Annotated in this window: 24 protein-coding genes and 1 tRNA gene; 17 read left to right on the top strand and 8 right to left on the bottom strand. The window is 53.2% G+C overall.

Translation table 11 applies throughout. The features are described 5' to 3' along the window. The first annotated feature begins 40 nt into the window (after window positions 1-40). Window positions 41-3,079 (top strand): PAS domain S-box protein, encoded by a 3,039-nt coding sequence (locus HPY73_04055; GenBank protein ID QLH74700.1) that lies wholly within the window; start codon window positions 41-43, stop codon window positions 3,077-3,079. A gap of 589 nt (window positions 3,080-3,668) precedes the next feature. Here HPY73_04055 and HPY73_04060 read toward each other — a convergent pair. Further along, on the bottom strand, window positions 3,669-3,881 hold the full coding sequence (locus HPY73_04060) for a hypothetical protein (GenBank protein QLH75656.1): 213 nt from the start codon (window positions 3,879-3,881) through the stop codon (window positions 3,669-3,671). 307 nt (window positions 3,882-4,188) lie between these two features. On the opposite strand from HPY73_04060, the gene glmM reads away from it, so the two are divergent. Continuing rightward, on the top strand, window positions 4,189-5,493 hold the full coding sequence (gene glmM, locus HPY73_04065; GenBank protein QLH74701.1) for a phosphoglucosamine mutase: 1,305 nt from the start codon (window positions 4,189-4,191) through the stop codon (window positions 5,491-5,493). Beyond that, on the top strand, window positions 5,490-6,716 hold the full coding sequence (locus HPY73_04070; GenBank protein ID QLH74702.1) for an NTP transferase domain-containing protein: 1,227 nt from the start codon (window positions 5,490-5,492) through the stop codon (window positions 6,714-6,716). Before glmM ends, HPY73_04070 begins: the two co-directional genes overlap by 4 nt. Window positions 6,717-6,721: 5 nt before the next feature. Here HPY73_04070 and HPY73_04075 read toward each other — a convergent pair whose 3' ends face one another. From HPY73_04075 to HPY73_04085, 3 genes are read right to left on the bottom strand one after another with little or no spacing between them, the layout of a single operon-like run. Next, window positions 6,722-7,105, bottom strand: coding sequence for a Mov34/MPN/PAD-1 family protein (locus tag HPY73_04075; GenBank protein ID QLH74703.1), 384 nt, complete (start codon window positions 7,103-7,105; stop codon window positions 6,722-6,724). Continuing rightward, window positions 7,099-7,908: an NAD(+)/NADH kinase gene (locus HPY73_04080; protein QLH74704.1), complete on the bottom strand. Its 810-nt coding sequence runs from the start codon at window positions 7,906-7,908 to the stop codon at window positions 7,099-7,101. Before HPY73_04080 ends, HPY73_04075 begins: the two co-directional genes overlap by 7 nt. Continuing rightward, window positions 7,905-8,678 (bottom strand): inositol monophosphatase, encoded by a 774-nt coding sequence (locus HPY73_04085; protein ID QLH74705.1) that lies wholly within the window; start codon window positions 8,676-8,678, stop codon window positions 7,905-7,907. Before HPY73_04085 ends, HPY73_04080 begins: the two co-directional genes overlap by 4 nt. 169 nt (window positions 8,679-8,847) lie before the next feature. Between HPY73_04085 and HPY73_04090 the strand changes: the two genes are divergently transcribed. The 7 genes from HPY73_04090 to HPY73_04120 all read left to right on the top strand — a co-directional run bounded on the left by HPY73_04090 (window position 8,848) and on the right by HPY73_04120 (window position 16,082). Further along, window positions 8,848-11,415 carry a phosphoenolpyruvate protein kinase gene (locus HPY73_04090; GenBank protein QLH75657.1) on the top strand — a complete coding sequence of 856 codons (2,568 nt, stop codon included), beginning with the start codon at window positions 8,848-8,850 and terminating at the stop codon, window positions 11,413-11,415. Window positions 11,416-11,420: 5 nt separating this feature from the next. Next, entirely contained in the window at window positions 11,421-12,332 is a 912-nt protein-coding gene (locus HPY73_04095; GenBank protein QLH74706.1) for a hypothetical protein, read from the top strand. A 605-nt stretch (window positions 12,333-12,937) separates the two neighbouring features. After that, a complete protein-coding gene (locus HPY73_04100) occupies window positions 12,938-13,132 on the top strand; it encodes a hypothetical protein (protein ID QLH74707.1) in 195 nt (64 codons plus the stop codon). Between the two features lie 2 nt (window positions 13,133-13,134). After that, on the top strand, window positions 13,135-13,806 hold the full coding sequence (locus HPY73_04105) for a fibrillarin-like rRNA/tRNA 2'-O-methyltransferase (protein QLH75658.1): 672 nt from the start codon (window positions 13,135-13,137) through the stop codon (window positions 13,804-13,806). Window positions 13,807-13,850: 44 nt separating this feature from the next. Next, complete coding sequence (locus tag HPY73_04110; GenBank protein QLH75659.1) at window positions 13,851-14,180, top strand: NUDIX hydrolase; 330 nt, start codon at window positions 13,851-13,853, stop codon at window positions 14,178-14,180. Between the two features lie 74 nt (window positions 14,181-14,254). Then, on the top strand, window positions 14,255-14,710 hold the full coding sequence (locus tag HPY73_04115) for a 30S ribosomal protein S15 (GenBank protein ID QLH74708.1): 456 nt from the start codon (window positions 14,255-14,257) through the stop codon (window positions 14,708-14,710). A gap of 7 nt (window positions 14,711-14,717) precedes the next feature. Next, window positions 14,718-16,082 (top strand): DHH family phosphoesterase, encoded by a 1,365-nt coding sequence (locus HPY73_04120; GenBank protein QLH74709.1) that lies wholly within the window; start codon window positions 14,718-14,720, stop codon window positions 16,080-16,082. On the opposite strand, the gene HPY73_04125 is transcribed toward HPY73_04120, so the two are convergent. Both HPY73_04125 and HPY73_04130 read right to left on the bottom strand, forming a co-directional pair. After that, window positions 16,083-17,063 carry a bifunctional N(6)-L-threonylcarbamoyladenine synthase/serine/threonine protein kinase gene (locus tag HPY73_04125; GenBank protein QLH74710.1) on the bottom strand — a complete coding sequence of 327 codons (981 nt, stop codon included), beginning with the start codon at window positions 17,061-17,063 and terminating at the stop codon, window positions 16,083-16,085. It lies immediately after the preceding gene. Between the two features lie 31 nt (window positions 17,064-17,094). Then, a complete protein-coding gene (locus tag HPY73_04130; GenBank protein ID QLH74711.1) occupies window positions 17,095-17,337 on the bottom strand; it encodes a hypothetical protein in 243 nt (80 codons plus the stop codon). A 186-nt stretch (window positions 17,338-17,523) separates the two neighbouring features. On the opposite strand from HPY73_04130, the gene HPY73_04135 reads away from it, so the two are divergent. The 5 genes from HPY73_04135 (at window position 17,524) to HPY73_04155 (ending at window position 23,073) form a co-directional block, all read left to right on the top strand. Further along, window positions 17,524-17,946: a CBS domain-containing protein gene (locus HPY73_04135; GenBank protein QLH74712.1), complete on the top strand. Its 423-nt coding sequence runs from the start codon at window positions 17,524-17,526 to the stop codon at window positions 17,944-17,946. Window positions 17,947-17,977: 31 nt separating this feature from the next. Further along, window positions 17,978-20,785: an HAD-IC family P-type ATPase gene (locus HPY73_04140; protein ID QLH75660.1), complete on the top strand. Its 2,808-nt coding sequence runs from the start codon at window positions 17,978-17,980 to the stop codon at window positions 20,783-20,785. Between the two features lie 99 nt (window positions 20,786-20,884). Next, a tRNA-Val gene (locus HPY73_04145) sits at window positions 20,885-20,960 on the top strand. A 557-nt stretch (window positions 20,961-21,517) separates the two neighbouring features. After that, window positions 21,518-22,633 carry an aminopeptidase gene (locus HPY73_04150; GenBank protein ID QLH74713.1) on the top strand — a complete coding sequence of 372 codons (1,116 nt, stop codon included), beginning with the start codon at window positions 21,518-21,520 and terminating at the stop codon, window positions 22,631-22,633. A 59-nt stretch (window positions 22,634-22,692) separates the two neighbouring features. Further along, the gene (locus HPY73_04155) at window positions 22,693-23,073 is read left to right on the top strand and encodes a divalent-cation tolerance protein CutA (protein ID QLH74714.1); all 381 of its coding nucleotides are present in this window, start codon (window positions 22,693-22,695) and stop codon (window positions 23,071-23,073) included. Window positions 23,074-23,077: 4 nt separating this feature from the next. Here HPY73_04155 and HPY73_04160 read toward each other — a convergent pair whose 3' ends face one another. Next, on the bottom strand, window positions 23,078-23,527 hold the full coding sequence (locus HPY73_04160; protein QLH74715.1) for a hypothetical protein: 450 nt from the start codon (window positions 23,525-23,527) through the stop codon (window positions 23,078-23,080). Between the two features lie 84 nt (window positions 23,528-23,611). Then, window positions 23,612-24,361 carry an ArsR family transcriptional regulator gene (locus HPY73_04165; protein ID QLH74716.1) on the bottom strand — a complete coding sequence of 250 codons (750 nt, stop codon included), beginning with the start codon at window positions 24,359-24,361 and terminating at the stop codon, window positions 23,612-23,614. Between the two features lie 130 nt (window positions 24,362-24,491). Between HPY73_04165 and mtnA the strand changes: the two genes are divergently transcribed. Continuing rightward, window positions 24,492-25,502 (top strand): S-methyl-5-thioribose-1-phosphate isomerase, encoded by a 1,011-nt coding sequence (gene mtnA / locus HPY73_04170; protein QLH74717.1) that lies wholly within the window; start codon window positions 24,492-24,494, stop codon window positions 25,500-25,502. Further along, window positions 25,499-26,128: a class II aldolase/adducin family protein gene (locus tag HPY73_04175; GenBank protein QLH74718.1), complete on the top strand. Its 630-nt coding sequence runs from the start codon at window positions 25,499-25,501 to the stop codon at window positions 26,126-26,128. The genes mtnA and HPY73_04175 overlap by 4 nt, the downstream gene beginning before the upstream one ends. Window position 26,129: the final 1 nt, after the last annotated feature.

A 26,129-nucleotide genomic window follows, 5' to 3' on the forward strand; every position in this document is an offset into this window, starting at 1 on the left:
GATTTGCAACGGAAGCGTTACTCCAGGGGCCGTAGCTGGCTTGAAGATCAGATGGAAGATGTTGTTGGTCGTGGCCGTTTCCCTTTTGGTGTTCTTCAGTGCCACGTATGTCTCCATCTCATCGATCCTCAATGCGAGCTATAAAAGTATAGAGGGACGCGACATCGAGCAGCGATTGGATAAGACAATGGTCGCATATGAGCATGAAGAGGCGAACCTTAGGACCATCCTCATAGATTATACCAACTGGGACGACACGTACGAGTTCATATCGCAGAAGGACCCCGAGTATTTAGAATCGAACTTTGTCCTGGGAACGTTCATTAACCTCCACCTTGACGATGTGGTCATCATCGATGATCAGGGAGAGCTGCTGTTTGCATATCATCTACAGAACGACACCCTTGTGCCCAGCTCTCAGGATCTCCTCAACATGACGGTCGGCCCTGATGGTTTGCAAGGTCTCGTAGGTAATGGAGAGGGGATCTCGGGGTTGGTCCGGATAGGTGATGACCTTACGATGTTCAGCTGTCGGAGGGCGTTCCACAGCGATGGGAGCGGCCCTGGTATCGGTTTCATATGGTTCTCAAGGACGGTGGATGATTATTGGGCCAGCAACATGAAGGATCTGACCTCCTACGATGTCCTGATGGAGCCGTATGATGATGGGGCCCTGCACCAAGAGCTTGGGGAGAAAGGGTTTCAAGACCTGGTGAGAAACGGATACGCTGTTGTTGAGGACGGCGACGACCGTCTAAGGCTCTACTCCTTGGTTAGCGACGTCTACGGCCAACCGACCATGGTGATCACCTCCACGATGGGGCGGGATGTTTTTCTCTTTGGCAAGGAGACGATGGAACTGGTCCTATATTCGATAATCGTGGCCTCGATGATCTTTTTGGTCATAATCTACTTCAGCGTGGGATTGGCAATAAAGAGGGTCGAAGGGCTCGAGGACGATGTGAACAAGATCTATCGGGACCCCAAGGATGGCCAGCGGGTCAGAATCGAAGATAAACAGGACGAGATCTCCTCTTTGGGAAGGTCGATCAACATCATGTTGGAGAATCTTGAAATGGTAAAAAAGGACCTCGAGGAAAAAGAGGCCCTTTTCAGGTCGGTCCTAAGGGACCAGACCGAGATGATCGTCAGGTTCGACCCAGAGCTGAATATAACATTCGGTAATGAATCCTATTTTAAATTCGTGAACGGGGGGCCGAGATCGAAGAGCGGCCAGTCTTTGACCGACCATGTGCTGCCCATCGATCTCGATAAGCTTCTCAATGCGATCAGAGGCCTGAAAAAAGATGAGACGGTCGGGCCATTGGACATTAGGAGCCTTGACAGGAATGGGGATCTGAGATGGCACGCTTGGACCATAAGGTCTGTAGTGAAAAATGGGTCGGTCTCCGAGTATCAGGCAGTGGCCAGGGATGTGACCGAACAGAAGCTCACCGACGATGAGCTTAAAAAGTACCGCGAAAGCTTGGAGGAGATGGTTAAGGAGAGGACCGCCGAGCTCATGAAGGTCAACGAGGTCCTGGCCAAAGAGATCGAGAAAAGACGCGCGGTCGAGAAGGACCTTAAGATGAGCCAAAGAAGATACCAGGCCGTCATAGAGGATCAGACGGAGCTCATTGTGAGGACCTCCCCCGATGGGTCCATCAATTTCATGAACAAGGCGTTCTCTAGATTTTTCGGCCTCGAGAATGGTAAAGACGCGAAACAGCCCTTCGCTCAGAACATAGTTGATGAAGACCGAGAAAAATATGACAAGTTCATCGAAGGGCTCGACATCGCAAACCCTTCTGGTATGATAGAATACAAGGTGCTTGTGAACGGCAAGGTCCATTGGCTCCAATGGACCTATAGGAAGATATTCGACGCCGAGGGTTCCCTCACGGAGGTCCAGGGTGTTGGAAGGGATATAACCGAGCTGAAGAAGCTGCAGAACGAAAGGTTGCAGACCGCAAACCTCGAGTCCCTCGGCCTTTTGGCAGGTGGGATGGCGCATGAGTTCAACAATCTTCTAACAATTGTTCTCGGTAACATATCGTTGATCAGGTCGTCCCCTGCGATCGATGAGGGACTTAGGGACAGGCTAGAGAGCACAGAGAGGTCTATACGGGCGGGGTATAGCCTGACAGAAAGTATCCTGACATTCTCGTCTGGTGGCGAACCATTGATGAATCCCATACCTGCTGTGGCCCTCATCAAGGACGTCATTTCGGATGTGTCGTTCAGTTCCTCGATAATCTTGAAATTGGATTACACGGAAGACGTTTGGGATATCCAAGGGGACAGAGGACAGTTGAGACAGGCATTGAGAGCGATAGTGGTCAATGCCAAGGAAGCAGTTAGCAAAGGGGGAGAGGTCGTCATCTCCGCGACAAATGTCTTAGTGACCGAGAAGGGAGCGAGCAGCATTCCTCCAGGGAGATATGTCAGGATCGATATTACTGACAATGGTATAGGGATCGCAGATGATGATCTTCCACACATCTTCGACCCTTACTACAGCACCAAGAGATCGAAAGGTCTAGGGCTCACGTACGCATTGTCTATAGTCAAGAGACATCATGGTAACATACTCGTCGAATCGGGCTTGGGCATCGGAAGTAAGTTCTCCGTGTTCCTACTGGCATCGGACGAGGTGCATCACGATGAAGGTCCAGGCCCCGTCAAAGAGGGCGGTGCGCGAATACTATTGATGGACGATGAGGAGGACATTCTGGAGGTAACGGGCGAGCTCCTCTCCGTGCATGGATATGAGGTGGGGAAGGCGCTTGATGGAGAGGGTGCAATTGCTGAATATGAACGAGCAAAGAAGGAAGGTAGACCATACGACCTCGTTATCATGGACCTGACCATAAAAGGAGGGATGGGCGGGAAGGAGGCGATCTCCAAGCTAAGAATGCTTGACCCAGGGGTCCGTGCGATAGTATCGAGCGGATATTCGACCGACCCTGTCATGGCCAAATATAGGGAATTTGGGTTTGATGGGGTGGTCAAAAAACCGTACACCATAATAGAGATGGTCGCCGAGATCCAAAGAGTGCTTGGACATGTGTCCATGTGATCCCATACCAGATCTAAGTGGTCTTGGATGGTCTTGGGATTTGACGGTCATTTTTCGAGGTTTGGACGGTCCATGACTATGTTCGAACCAGTCCTCGATGTAGAAGCGGGAAACGAGGGGGAGCTCAGAAGGGAAGGTCATATCAGGGCAAAACGACGGCCTATGGACGTCTGAATAACGCGACCTTTTTAGAGCAGGCATGTGTCCTAAGGAACGCAAGATAAGAAGATGTCATTATCTTACATTCGAACAATGGACCTATGTCAACCCTCAGAATAGATGAGACAAGGATGCTGTGGGAGAGCATAGCTAAAAAAAGTTGGCCTGGACCTTGACCTGTCCCATATCGAACAATTGGTCGATCAGATCGGGCACAGGGGCATGCCATATATTGCGTTGTTGGAATGGCCGGACAAATAGATGTTGCTCTGAGCCAATAAACTGTTTGACGTGTGTTATGATGTCTCCAATGCCATATTGTAAAGTTGAACAAGGTCTTAGAATAAGTGATAAATAAGATAAAAGTGGCAATTGGGCCACTTTAAGCCAGGGATCTTTTTATTGATATGAAGAATCAGTGATGGTTTGCTCACTTCTTCATGATCTTCATCCAGCCGCCGCTCTCGTAAACGGCCAGACCCCTCTTGGAGAGGGTCTTCTCGAAGTCGTCCCAGGTGACCGTCTCGAGCCTTGGGTTGTTGCCTTTTGTGAATTGGATCCCGTTGGTGCCCTTGACGCGCCCGGGCTTCAAGCCCTTCTTCTTGGCGATGTCCTTTGCCTTGTCTAGGCTGATTTTCTCCATGACCATCTTATCACCATCCTTTCTGAGGCCTTGCTGGCCTATTGTCCAGTATGTAATGAACCTGACTAATATATAAAATTTATCTGATAATGTTCTTTGACCAGACAATATTTTATTTAAAAATAAATCCGTTTTTTCGGTCTAATTATCCAGCCTGAGCATGTTTAACGATTGATTTTCTAAATTATTTTTTATCGATATTCAAATCATCCTGGCGTATGACTGGCCGATTGATAATAATCAATGACAGTCCATCAAAAGAGCACGCTAAAGATATATTGGGTCAGAGCCATGACCGAATGAGAAAATGACGTTGTTCGGCTCATCGGGCATAAGAGGTGTTATCGGAAGGGAGATGACCGTAGAGCTTGCCTTGAAGATCGGGGCCGCAGTGGGCCGAAAGCATGAGAACATTATAATCGGGAAGGACACCCGTACAAGCGGGGACATGATGGAGATGGCCCTCGCTGGAGGGGCGATGTCCACAGGTGCCGATGTCCATCTTGCAGGAATGGTCTCGACGCCGACATTGGCTCGTGCCGCTTTTGACTATGGGTGCGGGCTGATGGTGACGGCATCCCATAACCCAGCGGAGTACAATGGGGTCAAGATGTGGAATCCTGATGGGAGCGCGTTCGACACAGGACAGATGAACGAGATCGAGTCGCTGATAATCGAGGAAGGACGCGCATATCCAAAATGGAATGAGGTCGGTTCGCTCAGAAGGCATGTGGGAGCGGTCAGGGCCCATATCGAAGAGGTCCTGCGCTCGGTCGGAAGCGCGAGCATTTCGGTCGTCGTGGATTGTGCATGTGGTGCCACGACCGGGATCACACCAGTGCTCATGAGAGAGCTGGGATGTTCTGTGTTCACCATCAACGCCCAGCCTGATGGGCATTTTCCAGGAAGGCTTCCTGAGCCTACCGAGGACCAGCTCCTTGATCTCAGGAATGCCGTGATATCAAGAGGTGCGAACCTCGGGATCGCACATGATGGCGATGGCGACAGGATGGTCGCTGTCGATGAGAACGGACGCTTCATAGATGGGGACAAGCTTTTAGCGCTCTTTGCCTCGCTGACCGAAGCTGGAGGGATAGTGGCGCCGATCGATGCTTCGATGGTGCTCGACGACATCGTCGACGGCAATGTCGTGAGGACCAAGGTGGGAGACGTCTACGTGGCCGAGGCCTTGAAGAAGTTCGATTTCCCGTTCGGAGGCGAACCTTCTGGAACGTTCATATTCCCAAGGGAGTCCTTCTGCCCTGACGGAGTGTACGCGGCCGCATTGTTGGCCAAGTTCGTCTCGGAGAGAAGGCTCTCACAGATGATAGATGCCCTTCCTTCTTATCCGACCGCAAGAGAGTCTTTCCTATTCCAGGCCACAGAACGTGACATATTGCGGGGCAAGATCGCAGCGGAGATGAACATGGTCAAATGCAACAAGCTCATTACCGTCGACGGGTTCCGGGCCGAGTTCGATGACGGTTGGTTCTTGGTCCGGCTCTCTGGTACCGAGCCAAAGATCAGGATCACGGCCGAGGCAAGAACGAAAGATGAGGTTGATAGGTTGATGAACATGGCCAGAAGTTTGGTCAAGAGGTGTCTGAAATGAAGGCGTTGGTCCTCGCCGCGGGGGAAGGGACAAGGCTCAGACCTCTGACCACAAATACCCCGAAACCTCTCCTCAACGTCGCTGGTAGGCCTTATCTCGCTCACCTCTTCAAGGCCCTCAAGGCCTCTGGTGTCGATGATATCGTCCTTCTCGTTGGCTGGAAGGGGGGTCGGATCAAGGAACATTTTGGCAATGGGGAGAGGGAAGGGTTGAAGATCTCATACCTCGAGCAGAAGGAAAGGTTGGGTACTGCCAATGCGATAGGGACGGCGGAAGGTCATATCGATGAGGACTTCATCTGCATCAACGGAGATGTCCTGATCTTTGAAAAAGATATCAAGGCGGCCCTCGACCTCTATCATAGGACGGGGAATGCGGTCGTAGGTGCTGTCGAGGTGCCCGATCCCTCGAGGTTCGGCGTGATCAGAGAAAAGGACGGGCGGTTTGAGGGGATAGTCGAAAGGCCAAAGGAGCCCGTCGGAAAGCTGGTCAACGCTGGAATGATGGTGTTCAAGAAGGATATCTTTAGCTACATTGCTAGGACCAAGAGGTCGAGGCGAGGTGAGTATGAGATCACCGACACGCTCAACGACTACTCGAAACATAACGACCTGGCGGTGCTCCGTCTGCAGGACGAATGGCTGGATGTCGGGATGCCCTGGGACCTCTTAAAAGCGAACGAGGTGTTGCTGTCGAGGATGAAGGGCGAGATCAAAGGGGAGGTCGAGGCGGGCGCTGTGCTGAAGGGCATGGTGGTCGTGGAAGAGGGGGCGGTCATCAAAAGCGGCTCCTATATCGAGGGGCCAGCCTTCATATCTAAAGGTTGCGAGATCGGCCCGAACTGTTACATCAGGGGGAGCACCTCCTTGGCAGAGGGCGTGAAGATAGGGGCCTCCGTGGAGGTGAAGAACTCGGTCATCATGGCCGGGACGCACATTCCCCATCACAACTATGTCGGTGACAGCGTGATCGGTGAGAGGTGCAACTTCGGTGCGGGCACAAAGGTCGCGAACCTTAGGTTCGATAACATGAACGTGAAGGTGTCGATAAAGGGGGAGATGGTCGACACAGGATTGAGGAAGCTAGGTGTCATCATGGGGGATGGCGTGAAGACGGGCATCAACAGCATGATAGAGCCTGGCGCGATGATCTATGAGGACAGTATCATCGGTATGGGGGCGCTTGCGAAAGGGATGATAGGTCCAGGGTCGAAGGTCTTCTGACCCGCTCAGTCGTCCACGACCTCGAGATCCATCTCATTCCCGTCCTTGTCATAGGCCTTCCAACTGTCCATGTCATAAGGGAGGCACATTATGATGTGGATGTGGCCGAACTTCTGGAAAAGGGAGAGGTCCTCGGCTGAGGGCCTGTTGCTGAACCCTGGGTGGCAATGGACGCTCCCAACGACGGAGAGGTCGATGGGACGCATGTAGAGTGGTAGGATCGCGCTCTCCTCCCCCGCCTGCGACCCTGGAAGAAAATGTAGCTCGTCGATTATTCCATCCTCATGTCTGAGTAATGCGACGAACTCGTTCGGGTAACTGTTCCTTGAGACCTCCATTATCATCTCAAGGACATCCCGGTAGATCCCCCAGACCTTCCTCTTCAACATAGCGAGCCCATCAGCTTCTCTCTTGTCCTGGTGTAGAAACCTTTGCCGAACGTGACGAACCTTGCATCGGTCTCCGACGCTGTGAACTCCACGGTCTCATTGCCCTGCATGGGCTCGGCCTCCTGACCGTCGATGACGACGACGCATTCTTTAGGCCTGACCACTCGTAGTGTTATCTTGCTGGTCGAAGGAACGACCACTGGTCTGGCCGCGAACTTGAACGGGGCCATCGGCGCTATCACCAGAGCGTTCACCCTTGGGTCCAGCAGAGGTGCCCCGACGCTCATGGCATAGCATGTCGAACCTGTCGGTGTGGCCACTATTATGCCGTCGGCACGGACGTTCACCGCGAGCTCGCCATCTACGTGAACCTGGAAATGACGGATCTTTGCGATGTGGGCGGTGTGGACCACCGATTCGTTCACCGCATCTTTGAGCCTTCGGCCCGCGAGCACCGTCTTGAGCCTCGACCGCCTGTCCAAGGAGTAATTTCCATTGATGATGTTCTCCAGCCCTTCCTCCAGCTCATCCTCCATCACCGTGGTGAGGAAACCGAGGTCCCCTGCGTTGACACCGAATATCGGAGCGTTATTATGATGCAACGCCCTTAATATCGTCCCATCCCCCCCAACGGTTATCATCATATCGACATCCATGTCATCAATGGACATCCCTGGTCTCTTCAATCTAGCGGCAACCTCGTTCTCGAGGAGCACCTCGTGGCCCTTCAGTCCCTCAATGACCTTCTTAGCGAGACGGGGGGCATCAGGTATGTCCATGTTCACGCTCATCCCGAACCTCATAAAAGGACCTCCTTCACACATTCGTCTCCATATGCTAAGAAGTTACTGCGGACCTTCAGATCAAAGGGCATGTCCAACCTGTTCCCTTCCAGGTCGCATACGTCCCCTCCTGCCTCCCTGAGGACCAGAGCGGCCGCCGCTATGTCCACCACACGTATGGCCTTCTCGTATCGGGATGTGTTGAGATAGAATGCGTCGGCCTTGCCCTGCGCCACCAATGAGAGCTCGAGGGAGGAGCAACCGAGCGACCTCGTCCTCGCGCTCTTCAAAGCAACATTATAGCACTCTGGTGTGGCGAACCTTCCCATATAGGCGAGGGAGAATATCTTTCCCTTGTCGGCCTTCCTCGTCCTTATCCTCTTGCCGTTCAGGAAAGCCCCCTGCCCTTTGGTGGCGCTATAGCTGTCCCCTGTGACGAGGTTCCGGACATATCCTTCCTGGATATCCTCCATCGAAGATTTTCCAAGGGCAAGGGAGACGCTATAGAGCGGGATGCCGAGGACCGCGTTATACGTCCCATCGATCGGGTCTATTACAAGGGTCATATCACCACCATTGTCGATCAGGCCAGCCTCTTCGCTGAGGATGTTCCAATGCAGCTCGTTCTTGACCACGTAATCTATTATCGCATCCTCGGCGAGCCTATCGATCACGAGCGTGGGCGTTCCATCCGCCCCCATATAGAGCTCCTCCCCAGGCTCAATGTCGTTCGGGATGGTTCTGACCGCTTGTTGGACCATGTCGGCGATCCCGATCAAGTGCCTCATCATCGAAGGGCGCTACCGCTTATGTGGTTAAAAGGTTTGTTTCCACTACAGCCTAGACAGAAGTATTTAGAGAGAGAAGGGTGTTCCAAAGGAAGATCCATCTTTTAACGAGGGGGGGACCGTGAGAGCGAACATCCTTGACCTGAAGGAGATAGGCGATCCTGAGCTAGGCATGGTCGGAGGGAAAGCTTCGAACCTTGCGAACCTGATGTCTGCGGGCTTCCCTGTCCCACCTGGAGTGGTCGTGGGGGTCACTGAGTATGAGCAGTTCCTCGATGAGAATGGGCTGCGGCATAGGATCAGTTCGGTGCTCTCCTCCACTGACCTCCATGATGTCAGGGATGTCGAGAGGGCCTCCAAGGAGATAAGGTCGATGATAATGTCGGCCCCGCTCGGCATTGGTCTTGTTGAAGGGCTGAGGACCGTGCTAGGTGGTGATGATGGCTCCCTCTGGGCGGTACGTTCGTCTGCCATAGCAGAGGACCTTGCTGATGCGTCCTTCGCTGGGCAGCAGGACACATATCTCTGTGTGAGAGGGGAGGAGGTGCCTTCATTCGTAAAGAGCTGTTGGGCATCATATTGGAACGATAGGGCGATATCGTATCGCTATGACAACGATGTGCCCCAGCTCGGCAATGGGATCGCGGTGGTGGTCCAAAAAATGGTATCGGCCATCAGCTCAGGCATCATGTTCACTAAAGACCCTCTTAATGGAGATGATAAGGTCATAATCGAGTCGTCATGGGGGCTTGGCGAGTCCATCGCTTCTGGGATCGTGAGCCCCGACCGGTTCGTCTGCGATGGTCATGGAAAGCTCAGGGACCGTCATATCAGCAAGAAGCTGAAGGCGTTCTATCTTTCACCCTCTGGGAGCAGAGAGGTGGTGGTCGAGGAGAGTGCACAATCGAAGCCTTCGATAAATGATGGGCAGATAGAGATGCTTGCTGAGCTCGGGCTGCGCCTGGAAGCGCACTTTGGGTCACCCCAGGACATCGAGTGGGCATTTGACGGTGAGCGGTTGTTCATCCTCCAATCTCGTCCAATCACCACCCTCACTACGGACAACACCCTTTGGACCAGGGCCTATGGCGATGAATATTGGGCTGATGTGACGTCCCCTCTTTTCTTCTCATTGCTGGGGGAATACCTCACAAAATATGTCAACCATGAAGGCAGCGAGATCATGGGCTATAAGGAACTGACAGAGAAGAAGCTGCTAAGGGTCCACAAAGGGCACATTTATTTCAACTCAGAGGTTTTGGAAGAGGTCTTCACCTATAACCCCAAGTTCTCAAGGACCAAGGAGCTGCTCAACTACTTCCCCATCAAAGACCAAGAGAGGATAGCAAAGGCCAAGACCAAGATCGCCAAACGTCTGTTGGCCGAGGTGAGGATCGCTATCCTTGATCCCGATGGCGTGATACTTAGGACGAACAAAGCCTATGACCGTTGGGCCAAGCGGTTCATGGAGAGCGTCAGGGAGTTTGACTCCAAGGACCTCAGGTCGATGACGCCGCAACAGCTCCATGAAGAGTTCAAGAGGCTTGAGAACGACTATCTGAAACACTTCCGCCTGATAAGGTACGGGATGGTCACACACTCGATCGGGATGAACCTCATGGTCAAACGCTGGTTGACCGACTGGCTTGATGATGAATCGGGGGTCTTGTACTCGAAGGTGATCTCCGGCCTTAAAGGGAACAAGACCATCGAGACGAACATCGCGCTCTCCAAGCTCGCTGACAAGGCAAGGGACGATGCGTATGTCCTTGCGGGCCTGTCGGGGCTCAGCTCCTCCGATTTCCTTCATAAGATGAGGACCGATGAGAGGATGGTGGCCTTCAGGGCCGAGTTCGAGGGCTTCCTAAGATCATATGGACAAAGGTCGCACACCAGGGAGATATATTTCCCGAGATGGAGGGACGACCAGACGCTCGTTGTCGACATACTGAGGGCGTTGGTCCGGTCGTCAAGGCTGGACCTGGAGAAGGTCGAGGTGCAGAAGATCGAGGAACGAAAGAAGGCCGAGAAGGAGATACTTGACAGGATAGGGAAGATGAGGTTCGGCCCCTTCCGTAAGATCGTCTTCAGGACCGTTCTCAGCTATGCCCAGACATACCTGATGTTCCGTGAGAACCAGAGGTTCTATCTTGACCATATCTTGGATGTCTGGCGCAGGCTGTTCATGGAATATGGACGGAGGTTCGCTGAGGAGGGTATGATAGAGGCGCCAGAGGATATATTCTTCCTGTCCAAAGAGGAAATATTTGATCTGGCAGAGAAAAACGGAGGGTCTGTCAGGAAGACCGTTGCATCACGGAAAAAGGAGTTCGATAGGTACAAGGACAGGCTGCCCCCCAAATTCCTCAGGGGAAATGTCGAGTTCGATGATACTGTCATCTGGCAAGGGAATGTGATGAAAATAACAGGTACCTCTGCCAGTCCTGGGACGTTCACCGGGACGGCACGGGTCGTTGGTTCCATCGAGGACCTGCCCGAGGTCATGGAGAACGAAATATTGATCACGAGCAACACGGACCCTGGCTGGACAGCTGTTTTCAGCAAGATCGGTGGGCTGATAACCGAGACTGGCGGGATCCTGTCCCATGGGGCCGTGGTCTCGAGAGAATACGGCATCCCGGCCGTGACGGCAGTGAAGGGTGCGACGAAAATCTTCAAGACAGGGCAGAGAATAACCCTTGACGGCAACGAAGGCGCTATCTACATAATGGAAGGTTGACCGAAATGGAGTATGATGTATTGCATGAGGCTGGAGAACAGAACGACTGGAACGAAAGTTTCTATTTCAATTTCTATGACCGCGGCAACGATCTGACCGGCTTCATGAGGATCGGGCTCGTCCCAAACAAGAAGCAGAAGAACGTATTCGCATATCTGATGTTGCCCGACGGTTCCATTGCTGGGCTGAAGGACGTCGTCGAGATGAGCGATAATGAGCTCTCGGCCAAAGGCCTTGTGCTTGAGAAGCTGGAGGCCGATAAGAAGTGGAAGATGAAATTCTCAGGCCAGGTCATGAGGTTGCATAAAGGAGAGCAGACACAGGTCGAGGCCAGCTTCGACCTCGAGTTCGTCGCGCTCAACGAGCCTTTCGATTACCGCAAGTGCGTGACGACCCCCGAGAAGGAGAAGATATCCCAGGCGGTGGCCTCAGAGCACATCGAGCAGGTCGGTTCGATAACCGGGACCGTCAAGGTCGGGGACAGGGAGTACACCGTTAGGGCGCTGGGGGAAAGGGACCACTCATGGGGACCGAGGGACTGGACAGCGCCAAGGTTCTGGCTGTGGGTCACCTGTCAGTTCAATGAGGGCTACGCGTTCAATATCACCAAGCTAGAGATGGACAAAGGAGAGGTGGACGCCGGGTTCCTGTTCATGGACGGGCAGAACATCCCGATCGTCAAGGTGGACATCGCCAAAGAGCTCCATGCTGATGGCAGCCCCAGCGAGCTGTACATGGCCATGTACGATGCGGAGGGGAATGTGTACGGCATCAAGGGGGTCACAAAGCACAAAGCGATGCTAAGGTTCGATGGGGAGGACAAGAAGCATCACGCGGTCATGTGGGAGACCTTGACGAAGTTCAAGCTGGATGACGAGGTCGGATATGGTATCGCCGAGTATCTGTTCCGCATGTGAGCGGAGAGGGGGGCGGTCGATCTTTCATTCTCCAGGGCCAGAGCTCTGAGATAAGTGCCCTGGCCATCAATTGCTTTAACCAGAAAGATAATGAGGTCGAAGAGGAATATTTTGCCGACAGCTCTCTGGCAATCTTTTTTCCATCCCTTTGGAGATCGACGTGCGGTAGGATCTTCTCTACGCCTTCAGTGTTCTTTGCCTCACCTTTAGTTAGGTAATCCCTAGGTTCAATAGCAGCCCCGGATCTGTGGCAACAGCATATAGGATCGTCGACCTTTCCTATTCCTTGAGTCAGCTTGTAATTCTCATCGCTATGGTCGTTGAGATGGCCACCGCCGATCACGGTCTTCTGAAGCCCTCCTAGGCCAAGGTCGATACATACTCCCTTGTCAGATCGGATGATTCTTTATCGGACTTTATAGGACATCCCGCCGCCTTGAGGGACCTGTAGAACGCCGCCACGGACTGACCTTACTTCTCTCCTTCCTGGGCATTGCATAAGACCATGGTCAACGCCTCCGACGGGCCGTTATCTTCTCAGAGAGCATCTCGAATCTTGATACCGACCTGAATTATTGACAGTGGTCCATCAAGCGGAAATACCTTTGAACCGTTTCATAGAACTGGAAGAGCTGCCCCACGAGCTCAGAATAGGGCATGGCGACCTCCCGGAGAGCGTTTTCAAGCTGTTCCTCCTTTTTGATGAGCTCCTCGATCTTCTTCCCATTGTCCCCTCCCCCTCAGGCACGGTCGCTTCGTTCGTCAGGCAAGGATTTAAGATGTTTCTCCATATGGGATGACCATGGGCAGGGCCAGGAACTTGATCGTGCCGACCGGACATCACGGTGTTTTCACGGATGGCAGCATGCTCTTCACCAGAAACTCGGTGCCAAATGACAGGGTCTACGGGGAGAGGCTTTATGACCAGGAAGGTGTGGAATATAGAGAATGGGTGCCGAGCCGGAGCAAGCTGGCAGCTTATCTGAGAAAGGGCGGAGAGAGCTTTCCTTTCAAAGAAGGTACGACGGTCCTATACCTCGGGGCGGCGAGCGGTACCACGTCCAGTCATGTGGCCGACATCGTGGGGAAAGGGACGGTCTATTGTGTAGAGGTCTCGCCAAGGTCTTTCAGGGACCTCGTCGCCGTTTGCGAGAAGAGAAAAAACATGGTTCCTGTCCTCTCAGATGCCACCAGACCTGAGGACTACTCGTTCATCGTTGAGTCGCCAGATATCCTCTATCAGGACATAGCACAGAAGGGGCAGGCAGCGATATTTGTTAAGAACATGAGGGCTTTCGGAATAAAGGAGGGGATGCTCACGGTCAAGGCCCGCTCTGAAGATGTCACAAAAGACCCTAAGGAGGTCTTCGCTGACGTGACCTCTCAATTGGAAAGATCTGGGTTCAAGGTCGTCGAGCTCGTCGATCTTGATCCCTTCGAGAAAGACCATGCAATGGCCGTGGTGAGGGCTTGACTGACTTCGTCTATGCTATCGCATTCGTCGGGGACAGGTTCCTGATGGTCATGAACCCGAAAAGGGGAGGGTGGGAGATGCCAGGAGGCCATGTCGAAGAGGGGGAGGATGCCGAGACCGCCATAGTGCGCGAGTTCAAGGAGGAGACGGGGCAGATCTTCCTGCCCATGATGGCAATGAGGTATGGCTATGGCGCGGTATTCGCAGGTATGATGAAGGAGACGGATGAGCGAGGAGAGATGGAATGGGGCCTTTTCGATTCTTTGCCCAGGGACCTTTCCTTCCCTGAGGTCGAATACCTCGCTCAGGTCGATTGGGCCAGAAAAGCGGTCAAAGGCGGGTTTCAAGGGGCTCGGGAAAAATCAAAGTCTTAAATATTAGTAGTTAAATTGGCAGTCGCTTCGCCACAGCAGAAACGCTTTATTGAATTCATGGAAGGTTGACATTCATGGCAAAGATGCACGCCAGGAGAAGGGGCAAGGCCGGATCTAAGAGGCCTATGGTCAGTGAGAACCCCGAGTGGGTACCTGTTCCCCCGGAAGAGATAACCCAGCTTGTACTGAGGTACGGTAAGGAAGGCATGCCGACCGCCAAGATCGGAATGGTCCTCCGCGACCAGTACGCTGTTCCAGACGTTCGTCTGGCGACCGGCAAGACCATCCTTGAGATACTCAAGGAGAACAACATAGCCCCGAAGCTGCCCGAGGACCTCGTGGCCCTGATGAAGAGGGCCATAGAGCTAAATGTCCACGTGGTCGAGAACCCTAAGGACATGGCCAACAAGCGCGGTCTTCAGCTGATAGAGGCGAAGATAAGGCGCCTCGTGAAGTACTACAAACGCGAGGAGATACTTCCGGCCGATTGGGAATATTCTCTAAAGAACGCAGAACTGTTGATCGAGTGAGGCGTTCATGGACGAAGCTGTCCAGCTTCCCCCAAACCTCTTAATGCGTTTCAAAAAGGCGGCAGAGGCCGTGGAAAAGGCAACGAGCGTGCGGGTCATCTCGCACAACGATGCGGACGGCATCTGCTCCGCCAGTATCATCTGTTCTATGCTTTTTAGAAAGTGTAAGCAGTTCCAATGCTCGATGGTGAAAGGTTTCGATGAAAATTTTGTGAGAGGGTCGGTCGAGGGCCACGACCTGCTCATCATCTCGGACATGGGGTCTAACAACCTTGATGTATTGGAATCGCTGGGGATCGCCGTTGTGGTACTGGACCACCATAAACCTGAAAGGGATTCCGATAGGACCGTTCATTGCAATCCTCATATTTTTGGCATCGATGGGGCGACAGAGGGGTGTGCGAGCTCGTTGGCCCTCCTGTTGGCGGTAACGGTGTCCGAGAGCAACTGGGACCTGAGCGGGGCCTCATTTGGGGGCATCGTTGGGGACAGGCAGCATCTCCGAGGCATGGCCGGGATAAATGCATACCTGCTGCAGGGCGCCTCGAAAAGGAAGATGATCGAAGAAAGACCAGGCCAGATCATCACCGATGGCCCTTTGAGAGATGCTCTCTATGCGACCACGGAGCCGTTCATCGTCGGTGTGAGCGGGGACAGGCAGGGTGTAGACCGGCTTTTGGCCGACGCTCGGGTCCTGGACAACCTTCCATATGACTCATTGGAAGAGGAAGAGAAGGTGCGATTGAACTCGCTGATAGTCCTTAGACTTCTGGAGCAGGGGGTCGGGCTGGCAAACCTTGAGGAGCTGCTGAGCAACAGATACTACTCGCCCGATAGAAAGGTGTATTCGAAGGACGTCGCCAATGCCGTCAACGCCTGCGGCAAGTCAGAGAATCAGGGTGTGGGGCTGGCGATGCTCATGGGGGACGTGAAGGCGTCCGAGCGGGCCTGGAAGCTCAAGGACGAATTCCAGAAGCAGCTGTTGGCCAACTGCATCGCCGTCAATGATAGAGGTCTCCTTCATGCCGAGAACTTCCAATACTTCGTAAGCCCGGACATTGACGTCTCGTCCGAGACCTGCGGTACGATGATGCAGTGGGTCGGGGACCAGACGAAGCCCACGGTCTCCCTGGCGCACAAGGGAGGTGAGGTCCGCATCTCATCGAGGGCGAACCGTCATATCGTCGACCACCTGGGGATCGACCTTGGGGCGGCGCTAAAGGAGGCGACCGCGAAGGTCGGGGGAAGCGGGGGAGGGCACAACATCGCCAGCGGTGGCAGGATCCCGCTTGGGAAAGAAGACGCTTTCCTCAAGGAGCTCGACCGGGCGCTTGGGGAACAGAAGCGGGAAAAGACCTACGCGGCCAAGTGATCAACGCCATGATACGGCCACGTCATCGGTCCTGAACCTTTGGTCTATCATCGTCTCATTAATGCCCATCCTCACTCCGGCCTTGTGCATCACCAGGCCGGTCCAGGCTATCATTGCCCCATTGTCCATGCACAACGTCCTGTCCGGGACGAACATCTTGGCCCCCCGGTCCGAGGTCATACGGGCCACCATCTCCTGAAGGCGTTTGTTCTGCACGACCCCGCCCCCCAAGAGGACCTCGTCCTTCTCGATGTGCGCCATTGCCCTTTCTGTGACCTCGCAGAGCATGGCAAAGGTGGTCTCCTGGACACTGAAGCAGATGTCCTCTATCCTTTCACCCTTCGCCCTATGCTGCATCGCCGCGGTCATTATCCCTGAGAAGGCCATGTCCATCCCCTTGACGGAATAGGGGAGATCAAGGAGCTTCTCTCCCTCCTTGGCAGCCTTCTCGATCTTAGGCCCTGCGTAATATCCAAGGCCCATCTCTCGGCCTAATTTGTCGAACATGTTGCCTATACCGATGTCCAATGTCTCGCCGAATATGCGATATCTTCCATTTGCGAATGCGATGACCTGTGTGTTCCCTCCTGAGGCGTAGAGGAGCACCGGGTCCTTCGCTTGCGTCTTTATCCTTCCTATCTCCAGATGAGATATGCAGTGGTTGACGCCGATGATGGGGACCCCTAGCGTGAGCGCCATGGCCCTGGCCCCCGTCGCAACGGTCCTCAGGCAGGGGCCGAGCCCCGGTCCTTGCGAGAAACACACAAGCTCGATGTCTTTGGCAGAGACCTTTGCTTTCTCGAGCGCCTGCATCACAAGTGGCACAAGATGCTCGGCGTGATGGTTCGCCGCCTCCCGAGGATGGATGCCGCCCTGTTCCGGCCTGTACATCCTGATCTCGTTGGCAAGGATGTTGCCCTCCTCATCGACTATGCCCACACCGCACGTGTGCGCGGTGCCCTCAATGCCAAGCGCGATCATCTAATATGGGTATGAGAACACGGTCTATTATTCATTCATTTCCACAGGACAGGCTCTTGAGCTTGTTGAGGATGACTATCGCCCCTTCATATACCTGGTCGTCCACGACGAGTATCGGTGTCGGTTTGTTCAACAGCTCATAGTAGGCCGCTTCGGCAAGTCCTTCAGCGGTAGATGTGTCTACCAGGTTGACCTTCAGACCTTCAGGGATCCTCTCTTTCACGTACTCGCACTTCTGACAAGATGGCTTTGTGAAAAGCAGTATCTCGGGCATCCTAATTCCGGAGGGGGTCAATACAGAAGTGAGGTAAATAAGGATATGGTCCATCAAACAAGGTATGTAGATTGATTTTTGAGGGAGGGGGCCCTGTCGTGGTGGGGCCTAGGCACCACATCCATTCATTTCGGGCGATTGTTTTTATTCTTTGTCCTCTCATTGTTGGTAGCTAGTGAAGCGACCATGAATAAAAAGATCAAGGACAAGAAGGTCTCGGAGATCATGAAAACAGACCTGATAACAGCGACGGAGGATATGACGATCAAAGACCTCAAGGCGCTCTTCGATCGGTATGACTATAATGCTTTCCCGGTCGTAAGGGGGAAGGCCATGGTCGGCATCGTGACCAAGATGGACCTTTTCAAGACGTTCTCCACAGGTATGAGATTGACAAGGTCTGGATACTTCAACCTGTGGGCGAACAAGGTGGGCGATATTATGAGGAGGTCGGTTGTCTTCGTGCATCCAGATGATAGCATATCCAAGGTCATTGATTATATGGTGGAGTTCAAGCTCAGGTCTGTCCCGGTCATTAAGGGCAAAGAGCTTGTAGGCATAGTGTCGAGGAGCGACCTTGTTCCACATATGGTCGTGGAAGAGGAGTGAAGTGAACAAATTTCATGAATAGGTGTTCATGATGAGCCCAAAGGACCGGCTATTGCCATCATATCTGACAAGATATTTCGAAGATGCCAAGAAAGATACATTTCATGAGGTCGACGAGAGGAAGGGCTGGCACAACGTCTCGGTGGAAGAGACCTTCAAATTGAACCAAACTAGCCTGGATGGACTAACTGAAGATTCCGTCGAGGAGAGAAGGAAGGAGTTCGGTAAGAACGTGCTTCCGACAAAGAAACCTCCGAGCATCATCGAGGTCTTCCTTAGACAGTTCCTGAGCCCTCTCATATATGTCCTTGTGGCGGCCGGTGTGATCGCTGGCCTATTGGGAGACCTGAAAGACTCGATATTCATCTCGATAGTCCTTCTGATAAACGCGGTCATAGGGACCTTCCAGGAAATGAAGGCCGAGAAGAGCGCCGAGCAGCTCCAGAAGCTCCTGAAGACCATGGTGAGGGTCAGACGGGATGGCCATGAGGCCATCATACCAGCGGAGGATCTCGTGCCTGGTGACGTTGTGCTTCTCGAGTCGGGGGCAAAGGTACCGGCCGACCTTCGGCTCGTTCAGGTCCAGAACCTCAGCGTGGATGAATCCCTTTTGACAGGAGAATCGCTCCCGGTGGCGAAGGCCGTCCCTGAGCTCCCAGAAGATCTGGCAGTCCCAGAGAGGGTGAACATGGCCTTCGCCGGAACCACCGTGTCCCAAGGAAGGGGCGTCGGTGTGGTGGTCCAGACCGGCGGTAGGACCGAGATCGGCCAGATAGCCAAAGCGGTCACGATGGTGGACGACTCAAAACCCCCTCTGGTGATCAGGCTCGAGAAGTTCTCGAAGCAGATATCCTATATCATCCTGCTTGCGGCGCTGGCGATGGGTATCATGGCTTTCCTCCGAGGGATGCCCATCATCGACGTCTTCTTCCTCGCAGTAGCACTGGCCGTGGCGGCGATCCCTGAAGGGCTTCCGGTCGCGGTGACCGTGGCGATGGCGATCAGGGTCACCAGGATGGCAAAAAGGAATGTGCTCACAAGAAGATTGGCCGCAGTTGAGAGCTTAGGGTCATGCACTTGCATCGCATCGGACAAGACAGGGACCTTGACAGTGAACAAACAGACCGCCAAATTGATATGCATCGGTCAGGAAGACCGCATCGCGGTCTCTGGGGAGGGATATGCTGGCGAAGGTTCGCTGTCCATGGAAGGAGGGGGGGAGGTCCGACCAGAGCTGAAAGGACACCTGGAAGAGCTGGTGAGGGCTGTTGTCATATGCAATGAGGCGTCCCTCAGGAAAGATGATGGGGAGTGGACATACACAGGGGATTCGGTCGATGTTGCATTGCTCGCCTTGGGCTATAAGATGGGGTTGGATGTCAGCGGTCTGAGAAGTTCATTGAGATATTTGGGAGAGGTGCCGTTTGAATCGGAGAAGCGGTTCGCCGCGAAATTCTACGAGCGGGATGGGCGGCCATATGTTGCGGTGAAAGGGGGGGTGGAGGCGGTCCTTCAGTTCTGCACCGACATGATGTGCGGTGGGGTCTTAAGACCGGTGGACAAGGACATGGTGGAAAAAGAGGCATCATATCTTTCTGAAGGGGGGTACAGGACCATAGCGGTGGCCTCCGGATATGTCTCTTCGGATGGTCCGATGGGGGAAGAGGCCATCAAAGGACTGACGTTCCTAGGGGTCGTCGGTCTCATAGATCCACCGAGGCCAGAGGTCAAGGACGCTGTTGAAAGGTGTCATCGTGCAGGGGTCAATGTGGTCATGGTGACAGGTGACCACCCGTCAACAGCCTTTGCCATCGCAAAAGAGCTGGGGATAGCTGAGGACAGGTCTCAGGTGGTCACGGGGAAAGAACTGGCAGAGATAGGATCTCCGACGGTGCCCCTTTTCTTGGAAAAGGTCAAGGAGGCGAAGGTTTTCGCCAGAGTGACGCCGGTCCAGAAACTGGAGATCGTCGATTCGCTGATAAAGCTGGGGAACTATGTCGCTGTCACTGGTGACGGGGTGAACGACGCACCGGCCCTTAGGAAGGCGAACATCGGTGTTGCGATGGGCTCTGGGACCGATGTGGCAAAGGATGCCTCATCGATAATCGTCACTGATGATAATTTCTCATCAATAGTGGCGGGCGTGGAAGAAGGCAGGTATGCTTACGAGAACGTGAGGAAGGTCACGTATCTCCTTGTGTCGACAGGTATGGCCGAGATCACGTTGTTCATCCTTGCACTTATATTCGGGGCCATGGATGAGAGCACTGGAAAGTTCATCATTCCCCTAATAGCTGTCCAATTGCTCTGGCTGAACGTGGTCACAAACGGCATACAGCACGTTACCTTGGCCATGGAGGCCGGGGACCCTTCAGTGATGGAGCGCCCCCCAAGGAATCCAAATGAGGGGATATTCGATAAGCTGATGATAAGACAGGTGGGCATCAGCGCCGTCACCATGGGGGTCCTGGCGTTCCTTGTCTTCTACTATTTCAGCGAGATAAAGGACTATGGGGCATTTCAGGCATCTAACCTTACTCTCCTGCTGATGGTACTGTTGGAAAACGTGCATGTTCTGAACTGCCGTTCGGAGAGGAGGTCGGTCTTCCAGGTCCCGATAAGAAACAACTACTACCTGATATTAGGGATAATCGGGGCGCAGGGACTGCACCTATTGGCCATGTATACTCCGGTATTGCAGGATGTGCTAAGGGTCGAGCCTGTGGACTTTGGGACCTGGGCTATGATGTTAGGGATCGCGCTCGTCCTGTTGGGCGTGATGGAGGTCCACAAATTGATGCTTCGGAGGTCTGAGGCGAAGGCCAAGGAGGACAAGTGAGCTAAAATGTTATGGTAGGACCTGCTGCCCCCTTTCATATGGCGGGTGCCCGCGTAACGAAAGACATATAGAGTAGGACGCATTACTGCGGAAGCACTCGGGCTCATGGTCTAGTGGCTATGACGTTTCCCTGACACGGAGAAGGTCGCCGGTTCGAATCCGGCTGAGCCCACCATCTTCTCATCGAATTATGATAGGGGCCTCACATTAGGACCTTGCATATCTTGATGGCCATGGGCCTACCATGCACCTTGTTCCTAGAGATCTCAACGGATGCGATTGTGAGCCGTTTCGATCACGCGTTTCTGGTCATCATCTGCATATGAAAATGATGATTCGGTCCAAAATCTGACAGAGCATTCCTTTAATTCATATTGAATAACGTGTGCTCTGTTTTGATCAAACAAGATTATGATGATTGAGTGAGGGGCACTGATGACCATAGGGATACAAAGAGGGGGGGGTCCTTGATGAGAGTGCGGCCATTACCGAAGGCTCCATTGACCATGTATCATCGACGCGACATTGGGATCAAGGAGGCCGCTGCCTAAATGAACCCGACAAGATGGTCCCGCAACGAACCATCAGTGCATCTACTCTATAATTTTCTCTAATGTGCCAGCTGACTACGGAACCTTGCGATTCTGACCTGTCAGACATTCTTTCGACGTCCCTGACTTAGACCGGCCAATTGGTCAATTATTAAAAGTATGGAGAATGTTAGAGTCGTTGATGCAAGACCCTAGGTTTAAAAAACTGGCAGATGTCATTGTCAATCATTCGATCAAACTCCAGAAAGGCGAAGTGGTCTATATCGAGCTGTTCGACATCCCTACCGAGATGGCCGAGGTCCTTATAACGACGGTATATGAGGCGGAGGGCATTCCTCTGATATCCCAAAAGTCCCCAAGGACGCTCAGGAAGCTTTATTCAGGAGCGGATGAGGCGGCGATGAAAATATTCGGAGAGCTTGAGCTTGAGAAGATGAAGAGGGCACAGGCCTATATCGGGATGAGGGGGGCCAACAACCTGACCGAGCTCTCAGATGTCCCACCGAAAGGGATGGACCTCTATAGGAGGCTGTGGTGGAAACCTGTCCACACCGAATGGAGGGTGCCGAAGACGAGATGGGTCGTGTTAAGATGGCCGACGCCGTCCATGGCGCAGCTGGCAGAGATGTCGACCGAGGGCTTTGAGGATTTCTACTTCAATACCACCACGCTCGACTATAAGAGATTCTCAAAGGCGATGGACCCTCTCGTGGACCTCATGCAAAAGACCGACATGGTAAGATTGGTATCCCCCGGGACGGACCTCACATTCTCCATAAAGGGGATCCCGGTCATCAAGTGCGACGGTAATCTCAATCTTCCCGATGGAGAGGTGTACACCGCACCCGTAAAAGATACGGTAAATGGGGTCATCCGATACAACACAAGAAGTTATTACGATGGCAAGATCTACGACAACATCCGATTTGTTTTCAAAGACGGTAGGATCGTGGATGCAACATCATCCGATACGGTCGGAATGAACCAGGTCCTTGACACGGATGACGGTGCGAGATTTGTGGGGGAGTTCGCCTTGGGGCTTAACCCATATGTGACCAGGCCTATCCTAGATACGCTGTTCGACGAAAAGATCGCTGGTTCGATACACCTTACCCCCGGTAACTCATATGATGATGCGTTCAACGGCAACAGGTCTGCGGTCCACTGGGACCTGGTATTGGTCCAGACGAAGGAATGGGGCGGCGGAGAGATATATTTCGACGATGTCCTGGTCAGGAAGGACGGGGTGTTCGTCCTGGATGAGCTGAAAGGGCTTAACCCAGACCAGTTGAAATAAGATGCCTGGTGCTCTGGTCTACCTCATGACATGTGGACATCTTTTGAATAAGTTATTTAGTGAGATCAGGAGGGTTCAAGTCATCTCCGACGATACCGTTCCTAGTGATAATATTGCCTGAGAAGGAGGAGTTCTCAAGTGTTCTGGTGACGTGCGGTTCCATGGAGAAGGCCAAGGCCATTGCAAAGGACCTTATAAATAAAAGGCTGGCCGCCTGTGCCAATATCTGGACGGTCGACTCGATCTACCGATGGCAGGGGGAGGTCGAGGAGTCCCCCGAGGTCATGATGCTCCTCAAGGTCCGTACCGAGGATTTCAAAGAGGTCTGTGACTCGATCAGACGGCTACATGACTACGAGGTCCCATGTGTGGTCAGATATGACATCGCAGACGGTCTGGACATCTATCTTCGATGGATACATGATGTCACTGAACGATGAACCATCAATGGAGAAGATAGTCCGCGATGTCATGTCTTCTAAGATAATAGATCACAAAAAACGGAAGCACGATGCACATGGCCAGCCTCAATGCGAATTGAAGGTCATTGAGACCGAATAGCGCGAGCAGCGCAGCGTTGACAAGGACGGTCAGGACCGCCAGGACGGCCCCCGTCTTATACGAGAATCTCTTCCTTCTCAGAAGTCCCCATATGACCAACACTGAGATGCCAGTGAGCAGGGCCACGATCCCCCCGAAAAGGCCAGTGAGCTCCCTTGCATTATCGATCAGGAACTCGGACGGTCCCGATCCCAGATTGTCCAGTAGCTCTTGGTCGGTCGTTCCGAACGACATCAGCAACAGCACGGCGGCAGTATAGAAGAGGAGCACCGTTATCGCGAACTCGAACGTCATCAGATATATCATGTCGTAAGGGCGCCTTTTGACGACCATGTCCTTTGCGATATTCGCAACGGTATATAATCCTCGCTGAGACCCTGAGAGATCATTCGGGCAGTTGCATTAAGAACCGTCATATCAGAGCGACGGCTCGATGACATATTTGCACATGTTGAAGTTCGACCCGAAGGTCTCTTTCTCCGCAACGCGGAGGGGCATTCCTAGCTTAACCTCAAAGATGGCCTCCAACATCCCTTCGTTCAGAAGACAGAGCGTTCTACCGACATCAGGTGCCTTGGAGCAATCGTACTCGTCCTTGATGATGAGGGTCACTGGATGTATCGAGTACACCACCACCTCGCCCAGCTCATGTTCTTTATAGAACTCTTTGACCTCTTGTATAAGGCCCTCGACATTTTCAGACTTGAAGCGCTTCGACACTTCCATCCCTATCTGTTTTCCTATGTCCTTCAAGATCGGGTCCATGTTGAAGCCGATCGACTCCATCCCGATGACTATGGACCTTATGGTGCCTTTGAGGAAAGTGCTCGGAAGCCCGATGCTCCTTGCTATGGTGTTACCTATCGCCCTCTTGAGCTCCTCCCTGGGGACGACAGAAGAGCCGACCGGTCTTGAGATGAGATAAAAGATCTTTCTCCTGTTGTCCTGAGGGTCATCCCTGTAACCTATGAGGCCCTCTGACACCATCTTGTCGAGATGTACAGACAACGTCGATTGCGCCTTGCCTGTGAGAGATGCTATCTCGCTCAGGCTCAGGTCATGCCGCTGTAGCTCAGATAATATCTTCTGCCTCACGGGGTTGGATATCTGCCGCAGGCCGGTGCTTGTCGAATAGACGTCGAAGTCTGAGCTCTTCTTTGCTGCCATAAGGTTACGGGAAATTAGATTCAGTGACTAGGTAATTAAATCTTCTTCTGAGCGGACATGATCCGGAGCGTCCTTGACATAGGGGGACAAATGATTTTCTAACCCTATCGCACTGACCATCGCTGAGAACATGAAATTGGAGATCGATGGCGAGAAAAGGGATGTCCGTGCCCTCTGGTATGAGGCAGGAAAGGTCATGATGATCGACCAGAGGTGTCTGCCCGAAAAGGTCGCGGTCCTTGAACTTACCACCGTTGACCAGGTGGCAGATGCCATCAAGAACATGACGGTACGCGGTGCCCCGGCCATCGGTGCGGCTGCCGCATATGGCATGCTCCTTGCATATAAGGGCGGGGTGGACCTGGTCTCGGCAGCAAAGATGCTGAAGGGCACGAGACCGACGGCGCACGACCTCTTCTTCGCCGTCGACCACATGATGGCCAGGATCAGATCTGGTGAAGACCCCGTCGAAGCCGCCGAGGAATATTGTGACTCCATCATCGAGAAGTGCAGGAGGATAGGTGTCCACGGCGAGCCTTTGATAAAGGATGGCGCGAAGATCATGACCCATTGCAATGCTGGCGCTCTGGCGACGATAGACCATGGAACAGCCCTAGCACCGATCAGGGAGGCGCATAGGAAGGGTAAAAAGGTCTTCGTATACGTCTCAGAGACCAGGCCCAGGCTCCAGGGCATGAAGCTCACGGCCTTCGAGCTGCTCAACGAAGGGATACCTCATGCCATAATATCCGATGGGGCCTCTGGTCACTTCATGAGGAAAGATGTGGACATCATCATCGTAGGAGCTGACAGGATAGCGGCGAACGGTGATTTCGCGAACAAGATCGGTACCTTCGAGAAGGCCGTCCTGGCAAAAGAGCTGGGGATACCGTTCTACACCGCAGCGCCCATCTCGACCTTTGATTTCAGCATAAGCAGCGGTAAGGAGATCCCGATAGAGGACAGGGCCGAGAGCGAGGTGACCGAGATCGGAGGGGTGAGGGTCGCACCGATAGGGTCCCCTGCGCTCAATCCCTCGTTCGATATGACTCCTCATAGATATCTCACGGGGATAATCACAGAGATGGGTGTCTTAAGTCCTCAGGATGTCATCAAGGTCAAGGAGGAGGGGATGAGATGAGGTTCATGAAAGAGCGGGCGGAGATAGTGAGGTTCGGGAAATATCTGTATGATAAAGGCCTGGTGACAGGGACGAGCGGTAATATCAGTGTCAGGGGGGACGAGGACACGATGCTCATCACCCCCTCCGGCGCCTGTAAGGGCATGCTGTCGGTCTCTGACATGATCGAGGTCAGGATCTCAGACGGTGAGCTGCTCTCGGAAGGGAGGCCGTCCATGGAAACACCGTTCCATCTGGCTTTCTATAGGAAGAGAAGGGATGTCAATGCCGTTGTCCATTCCCATCCACTGTATTGTACCATATTCGCCGTGGCTGGGCTGAGGGTCTTCACCACGTTGACGCCCGAGTCCCTTCTCGTACTTGGAAGAGAGGTGCCATATGTTCCTTATGCTACACCCGGATCAGAGGACCTGGCCGAGGGTCTGACAGAGAACATGGGGGATGCCAACGCATTTCTGCTCGATAAGCATGGTGCAATAGCCGTCGGGGGGAGCCTTAAAGATGCCTTCCATAGGTTGGAGACCCTGGAGTTCATGGCCGAGATGCAATACCGGCTCATCGCCATCGAGAAAGGGGACCCTCTGCCGATGGACGAGGTCGAAAAGATACTTAGGTCAGGCCATTAGG

Source organism: Methanomassiliicoccales archaeon, from assembly GCA_013415865.1.
In the GTDB taxonomy this organism is placed as follows: domain Archaea; phylum Thermoplasmatota; class Thermoplasmata; order Methanomassiliicoccales; family UBA472; genus MVRC01.

Coding starts and splice junctions, on each gene's coding strand:
- HPY73_04080 (QLH74704.1), bottom strand. CDS start 7,908: ATGAGGTTCGGGATGAGCGTGAACATGGACATACCTGATGCCCCCCGT.
- HPY73_04070 (QLH74702.1), top strand. CDS start 5,490: ATGAAGGCGTTGGTCCTCGCCGCGGGGGAAGGGACAAGGCTCAGACCT.
- HPY73_04150 (QLH74713.1), top strand. CDS start 21,518: ATGCAAGACCCTAGGTTTAAAAAACTGGCAGATGTCATTGTCAATCAT.
- HPY73_04110 (QLH75659.1), top strand. CDS start 13,851: ATGGTCATGAACCCGAAAAGGGGAGGGTGGGAGATGCCAGGAGGCCAT.
- glmM (QLH74701.1), top strand. CDS start 4,189: ATGACGTTGTTCGGCTCATCGGGCATAAGAGGTGTTATCGGAAGGGAG.
- HPY73_04130 (QLH74711.1), bottom strand. CDS start 17,337: ATGCCCGAGATACTGCTTTTCACAAAGCCATCTTGTCAGAAGTGCGAG.
- HPY73_04085 (QLH74705.1), bottom strand. CDS start 8,678: ATGATGAGGCACTTGATCGGGATCGCCGACATGGTCCAACAAGCGGTC.
- HPY73_04165 (QLH74716.1), bottom strand. CDS start 24,361: ATGGCAGCAAAGAAGAGCTCAGACTTCGACGTCTATTCGACAAGCACC.
- HPY73_04135 (QLH74712.1), top strand. CDS start 17,524: ATGAATAAAAAGATCAAGGACAAGAAGGTCTCGGAGATCATGAAAACA.
- HPY73_04095 (QLH74706.1), top strand. CDS start 11,421: ATGGAGTATGATGTATTGCATGAGGCTGGAGAACAGAACGACTGGAAC.
- HPY73_04115 (QLH74708.1), top strand. CDS start 14,255: ATGGCAAAGATGCACGCCAGGAGAAGGGGCAAGGCCGGATCTAAGAGG.
- HPY73_04105 (QLH75658.1), top strand. CDS start 13,135: ATGGGCAGGGCCAGGAACTTGATCGTGCCGACCGGACATCACGGTGTT.
- HPY73_04125 (QLH74710.1), bottom strand. CDS start 17,063: ATGATCGCGCTTGGCATTGAGGGCACCGCGCACACGTGCGGTGTGGGC.
- HPY73_04090 (QLH75657.1), top strand. CDS start 8,848: ATGGTCGGAGGGAAAGCTTCGAACCTTGCGAACCTGATGTCTGCGGGC.
- HPY73_04160 (QLH74715.1), bottom strand. CDS start 23,527: ATGGTCGTCAAAAGGCGCCCTTACGACATGATATATCTGATGACGTTC.
- HPY73_04140 (QLH75660.1), top strand. CDS start 17,978: ATGAGCCCAAAGGACCGGCTATTGCCATCATATCTGACAAGATATTTC.
- HPY73_04175 (QLH74718.1), top strand. CDS start 25,499: ATGAGGTTCATGAAAGAGCGGGCGGAGATAGTGAGGTTCGGGAAATAT.
- HPY73_04060 (QLH75656.1), bottom strand. CDS start 3,881: ATGGAGAAAATCAGCCTAGACAAGGCAAAGGACATCGCCAAGAAGAAG.
- HPY73_04075 (QLH74703.1), bottom strand. CDS start 7,105: ATGTTGAAGAGGAAGGTCTGGGGGATCTACCGGGATGTCCTTGAGATG.
- mtnA (QLH74717.1), top strand. CDS start 24,492: ATGAAATTGGAGATCGATGGCGAGAAAAGGGATGTCCGTGCCCTCTGG.
- HPY73_04120 (QLH74709.1), top strand. CDS start 14,718: ATGGACGAAGCTGTCCAGCTTCCCCCAAACCTCTTAATGCGTTTCAAA.